The organism is Thiospirillum jenense, from assembly GCF_014145225.1.
Taxonomy (GTDB): Bacteria; Pseudomonadota; Gammaproteobacteria; order Chromatiales; family Chromatiaceae; genus Thiospirillum; species Thiospirillum jenense.
Map to the genome: position 1 here is coordinate 70,191 of NZ_JABVCQ010000013.1, position 16,042 is coordinate 86,232.

Genomic DNA, 16,042 nt, shown 5'->3' on the forward strand with positions numbered 1-16,042 from the left:
TAAAACCACCGGTGTCATTGCGCATTGTTATTTATCAGTGCGTATTATTCGGTCGGGTTAGTTTCCATTCGCACCGCGATGTGAGCCGCCCGACATCATGCCCTCGGGCGGTGTGCCAGTTCCCATGCCATCCGGCGGCGGCATCATGCCACCATGCCCCGGCCCGCCGCGCTCCATTGGCTCGGCCACAATCGCGTCCACTTCCTCCTGCGTCAGGGACTGCGCAACGTACGCATCGCCGCCCTGCCGTTCAATTTCGCTCACATACGCCCGCAGATGGTTACGCGAGCCGCGTTGCAAATGACCGTAAACCTCTTGTAAATCAACATTATCCGTCGCCGCAATCGCCGCTGTCAGATCGGCAATGTCGGTTTCCTCAATCAGCGCACCAATGCGCAGCGCCGCCAGCAACGACTCAGCGCCCGTGACGGTTGCATTGTTATAAAACTCTTGCAGCGTGGCGTTGGCATACACGCCGCTCAGGGTCGGGTCGGACGGCTCTGCTAATCCATAACGCTCCAGCAACAGCGCGAGAACGTCCATGTGTTGCTGCTCGGATTGGGCAACGCCGGCGAACGGCGGCGCCTGCTCCCATACACTGTCAAATTGCAAATAAACATCCCGCGCCAGCCGCTCTTCTTCCCGCATAAACAACAGGTTATCGGATTCGGTGGTATCCAGCGGCGCGGAGATCGGCAGCGCATCCAGCATCTCGGCTGCCGTCGGTGGAGTGCCGCGATCCGTGCCGTTGTGACCGTTGCCGGCAAAGGCGGGTGTGGTTAATAAAGCGGCCGACAATGCAACGGTTAATAAACGTAATTTAGGCATGACAACATCCTTTCATAAAACAGCATTGAGTTGAGTAGCGCGTCACCGCGCCGGTGCGATTCACAGTTCACTCGTTGCACGGAAGATGCCAACTTTGATTTGCGTGTTAATTCAACAGGTTAATTGAAAAACGGCCGCCGCCGCATTCGACAACTCGCGTGATTGCTCGACAAAATTGTCGAAGCGCGGCGCGGCCGGGCGCAGTTTTATCCCGCCGGCCGCCGCAACCCGTATTTGCCCAATTTGTAGCGCAGCACCCGCTCACTAATGCCCAACTGCTCGGCCGCCCGCGTTTGAATCCACTCGCTTTTTTCCAGCGCCGCCAGCAGCAAATCACGCTCCAACGTATCCAATTGGGTTTGCAAATCACCGGTACTCGCGGCCGCGGCCGGGTGGCGAATTTCTTCCGGTAAATCATGCGGTTGCAGCACCAGTCCCCGCGCCAGCGTCACGCTGCGCTGGATGATGTGTTCCAACTCGCGCACATTGCCGGGGTAGTCATAACGCACTAATAAATCAAGCGTTTCCGGCGCTAATTGGATCGGTCGCCGCGCATCGCGGGTGAGGAAATGTTGAATCAGTGCCGGAATGTCAGCGCGGCGCTCACGCAACGGCGGCACGGTGAGGTCTAACACCTTGAGACGAAAGAATAAATCCTCCCGAAATTGTCCCGCCGCGGCCAGTGCGCGCAGGTCACGATTGGTCGCGGCGATCACGCGCACGTCAATGGCGATGTCGCGCTCGCTGCCGACGCGGCGGATGTGTTTTTCCTGCAACGCCCGTAGCAATTTGGATTGCAACGCGGCGGGCAATTCGCCGACCTCGTCGAGAAATAACGTCCCGCCATTCGCCCGTTCAAAACAGCCACGATGCTGGCGCTCGGCACTGGTAAATGCGCCCTTTTCGTGACCAAACAGCTCACTTTCAAACAAATTGTCGGGAATTGCGGCGCAGTTGACGGCGACAAACGGCGCGCTGGCGACCGGGCTGAGTTGGTGAATCAGTTGCGCCATGACCTCCTTGCCGGTGCCGGTTTCGCCCTGAATTAACACCGTCCACGGGCTGTCGGCGAGGCGGCGCACCAGTGATAACGTCTCGCGCATCGCCGGGCTGTCGCCGATCAAATCGAGTGGCTGCGGCGCGGTGGCGGCGGTATTTGTCACCGTGTGCGTGACGGCCGCGACATCAGTGGCGACGGCGTGGCGCTGCATCAGCTGCTCAATTTTGCCGAGTAACTGTTTGAGATCAACGGGTTTTTCGATGAAATCATCCGCGCCGAGTTTCATCACCTGCACGGCCGTTTCGACCGCACCGTAGGCGGTAATCAGCATGGCGCGCAGCAACGGGTTCGCCGCTTTCATCTGCGCGAGTACCTGATCGCCGGTCAGCCCCGGCATTCGGTGATCGAGTAGCGCCAATGCAATTGGATGGCGCTGAAACTGTGCCAGCGCCTCGTGACCATCGGCCGCGGCGACCACTTGATAACCCTGTTTTTCTAAAAACCCAACTAATAATTCGCGCTGCAAGGGGTCGTCGTCAGCAATTAAGATTTTCATGCGTATTCCAGACTAAATCTAACACGCCAAATAATAGCCACTGATGCTATACTCTGTAAATACCGGTTTTCGGTCGTTCTATTAATGAACGATACGCGCACAATTCTCAGTGAATAGAGAACGTCACTGCCCAGCATATTAGTCAAGACTCCGAAATAAATCCTGACAAGCGTTAAATGCTTGAGTATTAAAGATGTCATCAATCATCCAGAAATGATTGCGATTTTTATCAGGCATTTGCCAAGTTTTTTACTCCAAAATACAAAAATTATTTCATGCGTGATGAAGCATCACGGTGCGGCATATAATCACACGGCGGCTGATACTGCTAAGAAATCTCACGACAAACAGTAGAGTTTTTGATTGAAAAAATCAGCGGGTTGATCGTTATCAGTGAGTTTGAATACACACCCACTACGCGCAATGACTGGCACTTACTCAACAATTCCGCCATGAATGGTGGAGTTTCAACCGGAAGATTTTTGATGAGCAATTCGCTGTGATTCAAGCCACCATCCGCGACATTACTGCGCGTAACACCTCAAAAGCATTACAAAATGCAATTTTCAATAGCGCCAACTTTTCCAGTATTGCCACCGACGCTAAAGGCGTAATTCAGATTTTCAATGTCGGTGCGGAACGGATGCTTGGCTACACTTCCGCCGATATGCTTAATAAGATCACGCCCGCAGACATTTCGGATCCGCAGGAAGTCATTGCTCGCGCCGCAGCATTGAGTATTGAATTGGGAACCCCGATCACTCCTGGGTTTGAAGCCCTGGTATTCAAGGCATCACGCGGTATTGAAGACATTTATGAATTGACTTATATCCGTAAAGACGGCAGCCGCTGCCCGGCGGTTGTGTCGGTGACGGCGTTGCGCGATGCCCAAAACGCGATCATTGGTTATTTGTTAATTGGCACTGATAATACTGCGCGAAAGCAGGCAGAAGCGGCGTTGCTCAAGGCTGGAGCATTGCAAAATGCAATTTTCAATAGCGCCAACTTTTCCAGTATTGCCACCGACGCTAAAGGCGTAATTCAGATTTTCAATGTCGGTGCGGAACGGATGCTTGGCTACACCTCCGCCGATATGCTTAATAAGATCACGCCCGCAGACATTTCGGATCCGCAGGAAGTCATTGCCCGCGCCGCAGCATTGAGTATTGAATTGGGAACCCCGATCACTCCTGGGTTTGAAGCCCTGGTATTCAAAGCATCACGCGGTATTGAAGACATTTATGAATTGACTTATATCCGCAAAGACGGCAGCCGCTTTCCCGCAGTAGTGTCGGTGACGGCGTTGCGCGATGCCCAAAACGCGATTATTGGTTATTTGTTAATTGGCACTGATAATACTGCCCGCCGTCAGGTGGAAATTGAGCGGGAAATGCTCGATCAGGCACTGAAGCAAAAGAACGTTGAATTGGAAAGTGCCAAGACCGCTGCCGAAAAAGCGAATCTTGCCAAATCCGAATTTCTGGCAGCAATGAGTCATGAAATTCGTACCCCGATGAATGGCGTCATTGGCATGATTGACGTATTGCAGCAAAGCAGTCTCAATAAATCGCAAATGGCAATGGCAAATATCATCCGCGATTCTGCTTTTGCGCTGCTGGCGGTGATTAACGACATTCTTGATTTCTCCAAAATTGAAGCCGGTAAATTGCAACTCGATTGTGTGATGATGGGCGTTGCGGATGTGGTGGAGCAAGTCTGCGAAGTCATGGATCGAATGGCGCTGAAAAAAGGCGTGGAATTAACTTTATTCACCGATCCGGCGATTCCCGACGTCGTCATCGGCGATCCGGGGCGGCTGCGGCAAATTCTCATCAATCTTGCCAATAACGCGATCAAATTCTCCAGCGGCAAACAACGCCCGGGGCGGGTGTCGGTGCGGGTCATTTTGGTGGAGATTCAGCCTGAACAGGTGATCTTGGAATTTCAAATTGCCGACAACGGCATCGGGATTGATGAGAATACGCTGACGCGGCTGTTTACGCCGTTTATTCAGGCAGATACTTCCACCACGCGGCATTTCGGTGGCACTGGCTTGGGATTGGCGATTTCGCGCCAGCTCGCCAGCTTGATGGATGGTGAAATCACGGTGCAAAGCACACCTAATCAAGGCTCGCTGTTTAGTGTGCGCATTCCGTTTGCGTTGCCCACGCAACCATGCAGTGGCATTGACCAGGAACAACCCACACCGCCCCCCATCACGCCCGATTCATATTTAGTTGCCGGGCTGCCGTGCCTGGTGATGGACGGCGCGGATGGCACGGCCGATGATCTCATCACCTACTTAACCTACGATCGTGCGATGGTTGACCGCGCTGCCGATCTCACGACGGCGCGGCAGTGGATCGCCAATCGCGCTGCGGGGCGTTCCATCGTGGTCATCGACGCCCGCAACGCCAATTTTCCACTGGATGATCTCCGCGCCACCGCGCTGGCTTACCCGGACAGTGATACCCATTTTGTCGTAATCGGGCGCGAACCCTGTGAAGAAGATGTCAATCTGGTGCTGGTTAACGGCAACGTGTTGACGCGCCGGGCGCTGTTGAACGCAGTTGCCATCGCTGCCGGTCGCGCCAAAGCGCCAGACATAGAACGATTGCTTAATGAAGACGAGATTTACGCGGCCGCGCCGCCGTTGTCGCATGAGACGATGCAGCGGCGCGGCAGCCTGATTTTGGTTGCGGAAGACAACGATATTAACCAAAACGTGATACTGCACCAGTTGGCGCTGCTCGGGTATGTCGCTGATCTGGCTGACAATGGACGCGCCGCGTTGACGCGCTGGCGCTCGGGGCAACACGCACTGCTGTTAACCGATCTGAATATGCCGGAAATGGACGGCTATGAACTCACGGCGGCGATTCGCCACGCTGAAGATGCGGGACAGCGGCTGCCGATTATTGCCCTGACTGCTAACGCGCTGAAAAGTGAGGAAATTCGCTGCAAGGCAGCGGGGATGGATGATTACCTGTCCAAGCCGGTGCTGTTTGACCGGCTGCAAGCGATGTTGGAAAAATGGCTACCAATGTCGGTCGCGCCGGCGCTCGCGGTATTTGATCGCACCGTGTTGCCCGCTTTGGTGGGTGATGAGCCGGCAGTGCTGGCGGAGTTTCTGCACGATTACCGGTTTTCAGCACAGCAGGCAGCGCTGGAAATTCGCACCGCGGTGCAGCAGTGCAATTGGAAAGCGGTCGGGGATGGCGCACACAAATTGAAATCCTCGTCGCGGTCGGTGGGCGCACTGGCGTTGGGTGAAATATGCGCCCAGCTTGAGCAGGCGGGCAAGGCGGGCGATGCCGTCACCGCGCAAGCGCTCGCCATTGAATTTGAACGTGACCTCGCGGCAGTGTTTGCCGCCCTGCATTCTGAATTAGGAGCTTGACGCCGTGATGCCACGCATTTTGCTCGTTGACGACGAACCTTTTCAGCTCAAGCTGCTTGCCCGGCAACTCGTCAACCTCGGACAACATTCCGGCGCGAACTGCACCTCCGGTCAAGCGGCGCTGGAAGTGCTGGACGCGCAACCGGCGAGTAAGTGGTTGATTTTTCTTGATCTGAATATGCCAGACATGGACGGCGTCGAATTTATTCGGCAACTGGTGACGCGGGATTACCGCGGCGCGTTGGTGTTGTTCAGTGGTGAAGATGAGCGCGTTTTGGAAATGGCGGTACGGCTGGGGCAGGCGCATCATTTGACGGTGCTGGGACATCTTCATAAACCGATTCAGCCCGACGTGCTGCAAGGGTTGCTGGAGCGCTGGTCGAGCCAGAGTTTAGAACCGCAGCGCGCCTCCCCCCGCACTTACAGCCCGGTGGCGGTGTGTCATGCCATTGCCAATGGTGAGTTGGTCAACTATTACCAACCGAAGGTGGATGTGGCGACTGGTGCGTTGCGCGGCGTGGAAACGTTGGTGCGCTGGCAACATCCCGATGATGGTTTGGTGTTCCCAGATCAGTTTATTAGCGTCGCGGAAACTCACGGATTCATTGACGATCTGACTCACGTCGTGCTGATTGAGGCGCTGGCACAAGCGCGTCGTTGGCACGATAGCGGTCTGGCGCTGCGGGTGGCAGTCAATGTGTCAATGAAGAATCTCGTTGGGCTGGATTTCGCAGATTTTGTTTTAGATCAAGTACTTCAGTCCGGGGTGGCAGCGCAAGATTTGATTTTGGAGGTGACGGAATCGCGCTTAATGACCGATTTACGCATTCCGCTGGACGTCCTCACCCGCTTGCGTTTGAAACACATTAGTTTGTCAATTGACGATTTTGGAACAGGTCATTCGTCGCTGTCGCAGTTACGCGACATTGCATTTAATGAACTTAAAATTGATCGCGGTTTTGTCCATCACGCCAGCCAAGATAAAACTAAACACGCCATTTTTACCGCCAGCCTCAACATTGCGCGGCAGTTGGAAATGAAAATCGTGGCTGAAGGCGTGGAAGACCGCGCTGATTGGGAGTTTTTGCGGCAGCAGGATTGTGATTTGGCACAGGGATATTTTGTCGCCAAAGCAATGCCGGCGGCGGAATTACCGCGCTGGCTGGCAGAATGGACGGGGCGTTATGCCGCGTTGTTGTGACGCAAGTGATTAAAGAACTGCGCGTCGTTCCCGCGAAAGCGGACGCCCAGAATGCGACGGCGCTAGATTTGATTGATCGTTACCACGCGCCAGCGCGGGAACATATTCTTCAACAAATCAATCAGTTATATGCTGAATTGTGTAACTCCTGCACTCACCCCCGCCCCACCGGCACCCGTACCACCACCCGCAACTGCCCCGCCGCCGGCGTGGTCAGCGTCAATTGCCCACCGTGCGCGGCAATGATCCGCTGTGAAATCGCCAATCCCAACCCTGTGCCGGTCGTTTTGGTCGTGAACCACGGCTCCAGCAGGCGCGGCAACTCGGTCGCCGGCAACGTGAAGCCGTCATTGGTGAGCGCCAACTCGGCATGATCACGCCCGCATTGCGCCACCCGCACCGTCAGCAGCGTCACGCCCGGTGCCTCGACGGCATTGCGTAACAAATTGTCCACCACCTGCCGCAGCAAAGCAGGATCACCGCGCACCGTCACCGGAGCGGCGATGTCAGTGTGCAATTGGATCGCGTGATCGGTCAGATATTGCTGGTACAAACTCAACTGCTCAGTGACCAGCGCGTCCAGCGCCAGCACGTCACGGCGCGGTTGCAGTGGGCGGGCGTAGGCGAGCAGACCGGTGACGATGCCATTCGTCCGCCCCACCGCATCCAACACGATCTCCAGCAGCCGCCGCTGATCGGGTGCCAAGTTATCCGCCTCCAGTTGCAGCCGCTGCAATCCCATCGCCATCGCATTGAGTGGATTGCGGATTTCGTGCGCAATCACCGCCGCCGCCCGCCCCAAACTCGCCTCCTCGCGCTGGCGTGACAAGCGCCGTTCATAATTCAACCGCTGCTGGGCATGAGCGCGTTGGTGGCGATACAACAGCCAAGTGCCAACACTGCCGGCCACGCTCAACGCCACTAAAAAGGTGAAAAATTGCTGCCACAACCGCGCTCGCATCGCGTCGAGCGGTTCGGCGGTCAAATCCAACACCAGTCGAGCGCCGGCAATGGTGGCGACGGCGTGGGCGACACGGCGGCCATTTGGTAACTGCTGCAACGTCAATTGCGCGGGCGGCGTGGCCGCGGTGGCAATTGGCACGGCCGCGGCGGCTGACAGCGGCGGCAGTGCATTCGACTGCGGACTGCCATCCAAGCGGATCGCCACCACGCCGGGCAACGTGGCGACGGCACTGACAGCGCGGGGCAAACTGATTGCCGCCTCCAATTCCTCGGTGTGACGGCTGTCTAATCCAACCCAGACGCAACCGCTCGCCGATGTCGCGGCAATGCCAAAGGCGATCAGGTGGACGTGCGGCAGGCGCACCAGTTGGTTGAGTTGGTGACAATCGCGGGGGAGCGGTGGCGGCGTGGCGGGCGCACCTGTGACCATCCCGTCAGCGCGGATCAGGCGGATCAGTGACAACCCCGCCTCGTCAGCAAAGGCGGTCAGTTCATCGCTGCGAAACGGCGCAATGCCGTCTAAATAACTGACAAAGCGGGCGGAATTGTCGAGAAAGCGCGTCAAAATATCGGCTGTGACCTGCTCGGCCAGCACCGCGCTCCGCGTGTGCAGTAACACCGCCTCGGTCAACAACTGCGCCCGCGCTTGGGCATCGGCTAAAAATATCCGCTCCGCTTGCCGCGTCTGCACGAATAACCAGCCGATCACCAGCGCGAATAACACGCCAAATACCAGCACATGTCCGAGCCAGATGGACGGCAGACGGCGGGTGGTGACGGCGTTGTCGGGTGATTCAAGGTCCACGCGGCCGCCCCGGTGGTCCCCGCCCTGCGCCCCGCATCAGCCGCGCTCGGACGCCGGTACGATCTACTTGTCCGCCGCCGCGCTCCAGTGGTGTCAACCGCGCTCCGTGCATCAATCCGTTTTGATCTACGCGATCACTCGGCCACAGCCGCACCACTTTGCCGGGGGTTAAGTCAGCGGTCAGGTCGCCCGCGTCAAGTACGACCGTCAGCGGCGCAGTGTTTGATGGCGACGGGTCGAGCAGCGTCACCGTCACCGCATCGCCGTTGACCGTCACCACCCGCGCCAGCAGCGGATCGGCCGCCCGCGCTGGTTGAGCAAATAGCAGCAGCACCAGTAGCCACTGGCAACTGCGCTCGCGTGAAATGCGCTTAAAATTCCCAGTCCAGGCCACAACTGAACACCTGCTGTTGAAACGTCCGCTCGGTGTAATTTGAATCGCTGTCTAGCCAGTCCAGCCGACACGTCCCGCTACTGTGCGCAAAATCCCGCCGCAACGCGATGCTGGCGGCACGTTGCGCATCTCGCCGCTGGCGCTGTTGCGGCGCTTGATCGTAACGCAGGTGTTTCCAATCTAGCCCCAGTTCGAGCTGCCAGCGCCGCGCCGGTTCTAGTCGCAACACCCCGCCAACGCCGTGTTGGGTGTAGGTTTCGGGTGACAGTGACGATGCGCAGTGACCAAGCGTCAACGTCAACACACTGGCGACGGTCGCTGACCAGTGGTGCGTGGCGTCAAAACCCAGTTGTGTGAGTAGATCAGTGCGTTTGAGCGCCTCCACTGATGCGGCGGGGGGCGGTGGCAAATGCGGTGGAGACGGCGCACTTGACCAGTCAGCTTGGCGCGGCGCCGGTTGCGGTGGGGCAGCACCTGGTCGCCCAGCCCAGGGCAATACTCGATGCAGGTAATTGAGCTGGCGCAGTTCGCCGCTGATGCCGAGCATGTCACGCGCTGTCAGGACGTGATCGTAGCGCAGCAAAAATGCAATTTCATTGCGTTCGTCAGCCGGCACGAGCGTATCTCGAAACGCCGCGGCCGCGAGTGTCGCCGTGACCACGCCCAAGCCGTGCGCCGTCTCCGCTGACCAATCGGCGTGGAATTCGACGCGAGCGGTGGTGTCGGCGCTGTCGTAGTGACGCCACCAGCCGTCCAATCCAACCGTGACGGCGGCAGTTGGGTGCGTGGCGGCGCTGACGGCGGTGTGGACAAATGCGCGGGCGGTGGCGTCGGCGGTTTGCGCGGGATTGGAGTCGTAGCCGAGGGTGACGGTCGCCGCGCCGTGTTTGGCATCAGCGGCGAAGGCGTTCGCGGTGGTAAGCCAGAGTAGGGCGGCTAAGATGCGGTGTGTGGGCAAGGGCGCGGGTGGGGCGGGTGTCAAGTTGCGCGGGGGCAAAATTGTAACCGATAACGCCAGTGCGCGGGGTGAATTATTGAATTAAAAAATGCGTGGTTGAATTAAGAAAGTAGAATAAACCCAACGGGTTGATCGCTCCCACGCTCGCGCATGAGAACGATCAAATCAATTCGATAGCAATTAAGCCATTACTTTGGCCAACCAGGGCGGGGGTTTATGACCAATTAACTGACTCAACTGCTGCATATGTTCTCGCGCATGACCACCATCCGGTATTTTAATGGGATGAATCGTGCGTTTAACCACTTTCGCGGCCGCTGGCCCGCCAATTGAGACAACGTATAATAATTGACAATCGGCAATTAACTCAGCGCGATAGTCATTTTTATCCGCACTAGCGCGTTGTTCATTCACATCGCGGCAATCAATTAAGCGCACTTCATTGGGTGCGACTTGATAAATCAAAAACCGGCGGCAGGCGCCAAAATGCCCGTCTAATAACTCGCCGCTATTCGATGCACACGCCACCCGGATGGAATGCGGCAACTTATCATTCGGCGCCGCATCCGGCAATGGCGCGGGTGTGTCATTCACCGCCTCACCGTTTAATACCGCCAATATCCCTTTTAATACCGACGTATCTAATTCAGCCAGATCGCCCCCGGCGGCGGTTTTCAAATCCCGAATACGCAGCGTTTCTAATTTCTCAGCGGTCAATGGCAAACCCACCGCGTCTATTAGCACTTGCAATAATCGAGTTGGACCGCCTTCAGGTAATAACCGCGCTGCCAATCCTAAACGCAACGCAGTATTCTCATCAATCGGGGGCGTCGTGGTCATATCATTCTCCCATTCGTTTCAATCGGCGCGTTTGAAACGCAAGGTGGTTGGAAAAACGGGCGGTGGACTAATTGGATCAATATACCAACGTGATCCGTCAGTTAATACAACTTCACCGCCCCAGGTCGCCGCCGTATCTGTTTCAACTGAGGCGATGGTTTCTTCCATATCTTTTTTAGCGACGTAGAATAACAAACCACCGCTCTCACTTTTACGAATCATCACATTGGGCATATTCATTACTCCCGCTATGATTTAGCGCACGAGGTCATAATTAAAATCGGTTTTACCCATGATGCGCGTTTCTTCATCCAAGCGTTCTAATACGGCATTCACTAAGGTCGTGAGCAAATACATCGCGCCTTCATAACCCAGCGTGGTCATACGATGTAAATGATGGCGATCAAAAATAGGGAACCCAATACGAATTAACGGCACTTCAAATTCTTTGCCTTTATGTAGGGTGTCGCGCTGAATGAACTTGCCGTAACTATTACCAATTAAAAAGTCCGGTTTTTTGGTAAAGCACAGCGAGCGCAAATGCCATAAATCCAGATTGATATGCACCTCACTGTCCCGACCATAGGGCGATTCTGACAACAGTTTTTCAATCGCTTTTTTCCAGCGTTTATTCGCATGAGAACACAGAATATGCGTGGGTTCAGCGCCCAGTTCTAATAAGAATTTGGTCAAGCCCAATACAAAATCAGCATCGCCATACAATGCAAACTTTTTACCGTGCAGCCACGAATGACTGTCAGTCATCATATCCACTAGACGGCCGCGTTCTTTTGCCAATGACTCGGGAATCGGCTTGCCCGTCAATTCGGATACTTTCATTAAAAAATCATCAGTCCATTCCAATCCCATTGGAATGTTCATATCGGTTGCGGGTTGATTCCATGTGCCTTCAACAAACTTTTTGGTTTTCACCAATTGCCATGGTTGTAATAGCAAGGTATCAATTGCATTTGGCGCATCGCGCATTTCTTCAATCGTTGTGCCGCCGTCATACATGCGATATTCGCCATCGGCGGGCGTGTCCAATACTTCGCTCGGATCACACAACAGGCTATAGCCAACCCCCATCTCTTTCATCATGCGATGCAACACACGATAATTACCAAGATAGGTTTCAAAGCCGGGTACTAAATTGATTTTTCCATTACGCCCAACTTGTTTATCCGCCATTTCATTCAACGTAAAATAGCGTTGAATCCCCTCAAACATATTATCCCAACCAGTCGTATGACTACCAACAAAGCTGGGCGTATGTGCAAAAGGCGTGGGGAATTCAGGCGGAATATGTCCGGCTTTTTTTGCATTCCCAATAAACGCATTCAAATCATCACCAATGACTTCTGCCATACAGGTGGTGCTGACTGCAATCATGGTTGGTTGATACAACGCTTTGGCATTTTCTAAACCGTCAAACATATTCTTTTGACCGCCAAATACCGCCGCATCTTCGGACATTGAATCCGATACACATGCAATTGGCTCTTTGAAATGACGATTAAAATAACTACGGAAATACGCAACACATCCCTGTGAACCATGCACATACGGCAGGGTTTTTTCAAAGCCTAATGCGCATAATACCGCACCTAATGGTTGACAAGCCTTAGCTGGATTAACCGTCAAGGCTTCACGTTTGAAGTTTAATTCCTGATATTCTTGACTGGTTGTCCATTGAAAAACTTCTTCGAGTTTATCAGCATCAGCGACTTCTTCAACCCGAGTACGTTTTGCATTTAATACATCAACGTATTCTTGACTGCAAAACAGCGGGTAGCTCGGTTTAATATCATCAATTGTTTGGCTCATGGTATTACTCCTACTGCGCCGCCCATTCGCGGACAACAGCATGATTAAAAACAAATGTAAAAGTGGTGTTGCTCTATTGTGTCATGCGTTCTTTACCGCTGATTGAAACGTCAGCGGTAAATCGCCATTTCATTAGAGCAATGCTCTAGTATTGAAAAGATGAAGCGAACTAAGCAACTGGCAAATGATTATTTCTGCCACGGCGCCTTCATATTCTTCCAACATGGATTATTGATTGTCATATCCATGTCACGCGCAAAGATCGCAAACCCGTCATACCCATGATAGGGGCCGGAATAATCCCACGAGTGCATTTGGCGGAATGGAATACCCATCTTTTGGAAAACGTATTTCTCTTTAATACCAGAGCCAACCAGATCAGGTTTAATGCGCTTAACAAACGCTTCTAATTCGTAACCCGTGACGTCGTCATACAACAAGGTCGAATCACCCATATCTTTTAGGGTACGATCATAATCGTCGTTATGCGCAAATTCATAGCCAGTGCCGACCACTTCCATTCCTAAATCTTCATAGGCACCAATGATATGACGCGGGCGCAAACCACCGACATAGAGCATGACTCTTTTGCCTTCTAATCGCGGCCGGTATTTGGCAACGACCGCTTCATATTCGGCTTGATATTTGGCAATCACCCGTTCTGCATTTGCCTGAATCGTTTCATCAAATCGTGCCGCAATGGCGCGTAATGATTCGGCAATCTTAGTTGGCCCAAAGAAGTTGTATTCCATCCAGGGAATACCGTATTGCTCTTCCAAATGACGGGCAATGTAATTCACCGAGCGATAACAATGAATCAGGCTGAGTTTAACCTTTGGTGTTAATTCCATTTCTGATAAGGTGCCATCACCCGCCCATTGCGCCACCACCCGCAATCCCATTTCTTCTAACAATATTCGTGATGACCACGCATCGCCACCGATATTATAATCACCAATAATTGCAACGTCATAAGGCGTAGTGACAAATGATTGATCGTGGTCACGATTCGGTATGACCCAATCACGAATAGAATCATTGGCAATATGATGTCCGAGTGATTGTGACACCCCACGAAAGCCCTCACAGCGCACTGGAATAATCGGCTTTTTCAATTCCTTTGCTTTCTTTTTGGACACCGCTTCAATGTCATCACCAATTAAGCCAATCGGGCATTCTGATTGCACCGAAATGCCCTTTGCTAACGGAAACAGCAGGTCAATTTCACTAATGATTTTGTCGAGTTTTTTATCGCCGCCAAAGACAATATCTTTCTCTTGAAAATCCGATGTGAAGTTCATGGTGCCGAAAGTATTGACGCCCGTCATGCCGACATAATAATTACGTCGTCCAGCGCGTGAATACTGACCACAGCCAACGGGGCCGTGCGAAATATGCACTATATCTTTAATAGGTCCCCAGACCACACCTTTAGACCCGGCATAAGAACAGCCACGAATCGTCATTACCCCGGGCAAAGATTTGCGATTCGAGGTAATACACTTTTTGGATTGTTCGAGCGTTGGATCATTAACGGCAAGGTGTTTAGCCCGATCTTTTTTTGCTTTATCGGGATAGACTTCCAATACCTCTTGAATGAGGGCTTGGGTCTCTTCGCGGGTGAGCGCTGACATAATGGTGATCCTCGATTAAAAAATACGGATGAGCTAATGCGTTGCCGAATTAAACAGCACAGGCTTCTTCGGCAGCAGTTTTACCAACGATGCTCTCATCTTCTTCATCCATTAAACCGAATTTCATTAACAAGTCTTCTAGCTCATCCATCGTAATCGGGGTTGGTACCACGAAGTTTTTATTATGAATGATCTTTTGTGCAAGCTCTCGATATTCATCCGCTTGTTTGGATTTAGGATCGTATTCAATCACCGTCATTCGCCGAATTTCAGCACGTTGCACGATGTTATCACGCGGTACGAAATGAACCATAGTGGTGCCAAGTTGACGCGCCAATTCAATAATTAACTCATCCTCACGCGCTGTATTACGGCTATTACAAATCAAGCCAGCCAGACGCACACTGCCGGAGCTGGCGTATTTCACGATTCCTTTAGAAATGTTATTCGCCGCGTACATCGCCATCATTTCGCCGGACACGACAATATAAATCTCTTGTGCTTTGTTTTCACGAATGGGCATGGCAAATCCGCCGCACACCACGTCGCCTAATACATCATAAAACACGAAGTCGAGGTCTTCTTCATAGGCGCCTTCTTCTTCAAGAAAGTTAATTGCGGTAATAACACCACGGCCGGCGCAACCAACACCGGGTTCTGGTCCACCTGATTCGACGCATTTAATACCCGCATAGCCCGCACGCAATACATCTTCTAATTCTAAATCCTCCACTGATCCCGCTTCAGCCGCTAAGTGCATAATGGTTTCTTGTGCTTTAGCATGAAGAATTAAACGGGTTGAATCAGCTTTGGGATCACACCCAACGATCATAACTTTTTTACCCGCTTCGGCGAGGCCGGCAACGAGATTTTGAGTCGTGGTTGATTTACCAATTCCACCTTTGCCATAAATTGCACATTGACGCATTGCCATTGAAATTCTCCTGAAGTTGGCTCCATAAATGTTTGGAGCGATGAAATAAAAATAACGGTACGGTTGTTTTTAAGCAATGCTCATGCCAACACAAAAAATATGACTAACCTTTTGTTTATAAAAAGATTATTTTCGGACGTAACCAACAGTGATCAGTAGCAGATAGCACAATGGCAACCGGGCTTGTGTGAATGCTGACATTGTTGTTGCGACAAACAATTGCTGTTTCACTGAGGCGCATTTGATAGCCGTTGATTTTGATTGATTAAAAGTAAAACAAAATTTAATTATAATGGGTTCGATTATTTGACTAGTTGGGTTGAAATAAATTGCTGAATATAATCTAATCACTAGATACCACAGAACAGTACAAGATGCGATCTAAAACTCGACTTGGTTTTTTATTAATTTGGAGTGGACTATGACTGATTTAATGAACCTTTATCAAACGGATTACATGACCTGGGTGCAGCGCACTGCTGACTTATTACGCGCCGGCCGCTATGCCGAGTTGGATATTGAACACCTGTTGGAGGAATTAGATGGGATGGGCAAAAGCGAATATGACGAATTAGAAAGTCGCCTGACTATTTTAATTGCGCATTTGCTCAAGTGGCAATATCAGTATCAAATGTTATCGGAACGGTGGCGTGAATTTAAAGGAGATAGTTGGCGGGGAACGATTAGAGTTGTTCTAACGAT

The 16,042-nt window shown here is 52.6% G+C and carries 13 protein-coding genes; 3 read left to right on the forward strand and 10 right to left on the reverse strand.

From position 1 onward, the window contains the following. Positions 1-57: 57 nt before the first annotated feature. Positions 58-828, reverse strand: a complete 771-nt coding sequence (locus HUK38_RS07665) for a DUF2202 domain-containing protein (protein WP_182583731.1) — start codon at positions 826-828, stop codon at positions 58-60. 206 nt (positions 829-1,034) lie between these two features. Beyond that, positions 1,035-2,384, reverse strand: coding sequence for a sigma-54-dependent transcriptional regulator (locus HUK38_RS07670; RefSeq protein WP_182583732.1), 1,350 nt, complete (start codon positions 2,382-2,384; stop codon positions 1,035-1,037). A 499-nt stretch (positions 2,385-2,883) separates the two neighbouring features. Here HUK38_RS07670 and HUK38_RS07675 point away from each other — a divergent pair, with 499 nt between their 5' ends. Together HUK38_RS07675 and HUK38_RS07680 are read left to right on the forward strand one after the other, a co-directional pair. Continuing rightward, the gene (locus tag HUK38_RS07675; RefSeq protein WP_182583733.1) at positions 2,884-5,784 is read left to right on the forward strand and encodes an ATP-binding protein; all 2,901 of its coding nucleotides are present in this window, start codon (positions 2,884-2,886) and stop codon (positions 5,782-5,784) included. 7 nt (positions 5,785-5,791) lie between these two features. After that, positions 5,792-6,985, forward strand: coding sequence for an EAL domain-containing response regulator (locus HUK38_RS07680; protein WP_182583753.1), 1,194 nt, complete (start codon positions 5,792-5,794; stop codon positions 6,983-6,985). A 154-nt stretch (positions 6,986-7,139) separates the two neighbouring features. On the opposite strand, the gene HUK38_RS07685 is transcribed toward HUK38_RS07680, so the two are convergent. The 8 genes from HUK38_RS07685 to nifH all read right to left on the reverse strand — a co-directional run bounded on the left by HUK38_RS07685 (position 7,140) and on the right by nifH (position 15,340). Then, complete coding sequence (locus HUK38_RS07685; RefSeq protein WP_182583734.1) at positions 7,140-8,753, reverse strand: ATP-binding protein; 1,614 nt, start codon at positions 8,751-8,753, stop codon at positions 7,140-7,142. Further along, on the reverse strand, positions 8,743-9,147 hold the full coding sequence (locus tag HUK38_RS07690) for a hypothetical protein (RefSeq protein WP_182583735.1): 405 nt from the start codon (positions 9,145-9,147) through the stop codon (positions 8,743-8,745). Before HUK38_RS07690 ends, HUK38_RS07685 begins: the two co-directional genes overlap by 11 nt. Beyond that, on the reverse strand, positions 9,125-10,144 hold the full coding sequence (locus HUK38_RS07695) for a hypothetical protein (protein ID WP_182583736.1): 1,020 nt from the start codon (positions 10,142-10,144) through the stop codon (positions 9,125-9,127). Before HUK38_RS07695 ends, HUK38_RS07690 begins: the two co-directional genes overlap by 23 nt. A 141-nt stretch (positions 10,145-10,285) precedes the next feature. Beyond that, positions 10,286-10,945, reverse strand: a complete 660-nt coding sequence (locus HUK38_RS07700; RefSeq protein WP_182583737.1) for a dinitrogenase iron-molybdenum cofactor N-terminal domain-containing protein — start codon at positions 10,943-10,945, stop codon at positions 10,286-10,288. 18 nt (positions 10,946-10,963) lie between these two features. Beyond that, positions 10,964-11,179 (reverse strand): putative nitrogen fixation protein NifT, encoded by a 216-nt coding sequence (gene nifT, locus HUK38_RS07705; protein WP_182583738.1) that lies wholly within the window; start codon positions 11,177-11,179, stop codon positions 10,964-10,966. Between the two features lie 21 nt (positions 11,180-11,200). After that, complete coding sequence (nifK, locus tag HUK38_RS07710; RefSeq protein ID WP_182583739.1) at positions 11,201-12,772, reverse strand: nitrogenase molybdenum-iron protein subunit beta; 1,572 nt, start codon at positions 12,770-12,772, stop codon at positions 11,201-11,203. Positions 12,773-12,960: 188 nt separating this feature from the next. Next, on the reverse strand, positions 12,961-14,406 hold the full coding sequence (gene nifD / locus HUK38_RS07715; protein ID WP_182583740.1) for a nitrogenase molybdenum-iron protein alpha chain: 1,446 nt from the start codon (positions 14,404-14,406) through the stop codon (positions 12,961-12,963). 49 nt (positions 14,407-14,455) lie between these two features. Beyond that, entirely contained in the window at positions 14,456-15,340 is an 885-nt protein-coding gene (nifH, locus tag HUK38_RS07720) for a nitrogenase iron protein (RefSeq protein WP_182583741.1), read from the reverse strand. Positions 15,341-15,761: 421 nt separating this feature from the next. On the opposite strand from nifH, the gene HUK38_RS07725 reads away from it, so the two are divergent. Next, on the forward strand, positions 15,762-16,042 hold a 281-nt coding region (locus HUK38_RS07725), incomplete at its 3' end, for a DUF29 domain-containing protein (RefSeq protein WP_182583742.1).

Bases quoted from the DNA above. Each gene is read 5' to 3' on its own strand.
- HUK38_RS07665 (WP_182583731.1), bottom strand. From the start codon at position 828: ATGCCTAAATTACGTTTATTAACCGTTGCATTGTCGGCCGCTTTATTA.
- HUK38_RS07670 (WP_182583732.1), bottom strand. From the start codon at position 2,384: ATGAAAATCTTAATTGCTGACGACGACCCCTTGCAGCGCGAATTATTA.
- HUK38_RS07680 (WP_182583753.1), top strand. From the start codon at position 5,792: ATGCCACGCATTTTGCTCGTTGACGACGAACCTTTTCAGCTCAAGCTG.
- HUK38_RS07700 (WP_182583737.1), bottom strand. From the start codon at position 10,945: ATGACCACGACGCCCCCGATTGATGAGAATACTGCGTTGCGTTTAGGA.
- nifT (WP_182583738.1), bottom strand. From the start codon at position 11,179: ATGCCCAATGTGATGATTCGTAAAAGTGAGAGCGGTGGTTTGTTATTC.
- nifK (WP_182583739.1), bottom strand. From the start codon at position 12,772: ATGAGCCAAACAATTGATGATATTAAACCGAGCTACCCGCTGTTTTGC.
- nifD (WP_182583740.1), bottom strand. From the start codon at position 14,406: ATGTCAGCGCTCACCCGCGAAGAGACCCAAGCCCTCATTCAAGAGGTA.
- nifH (WP_182583741.1), bottom strand. From the start codon at position 15,340: ATGGCAATGCGTCAATGTGCAATTTATGGCAAAGGTGGAATTGGTAAA.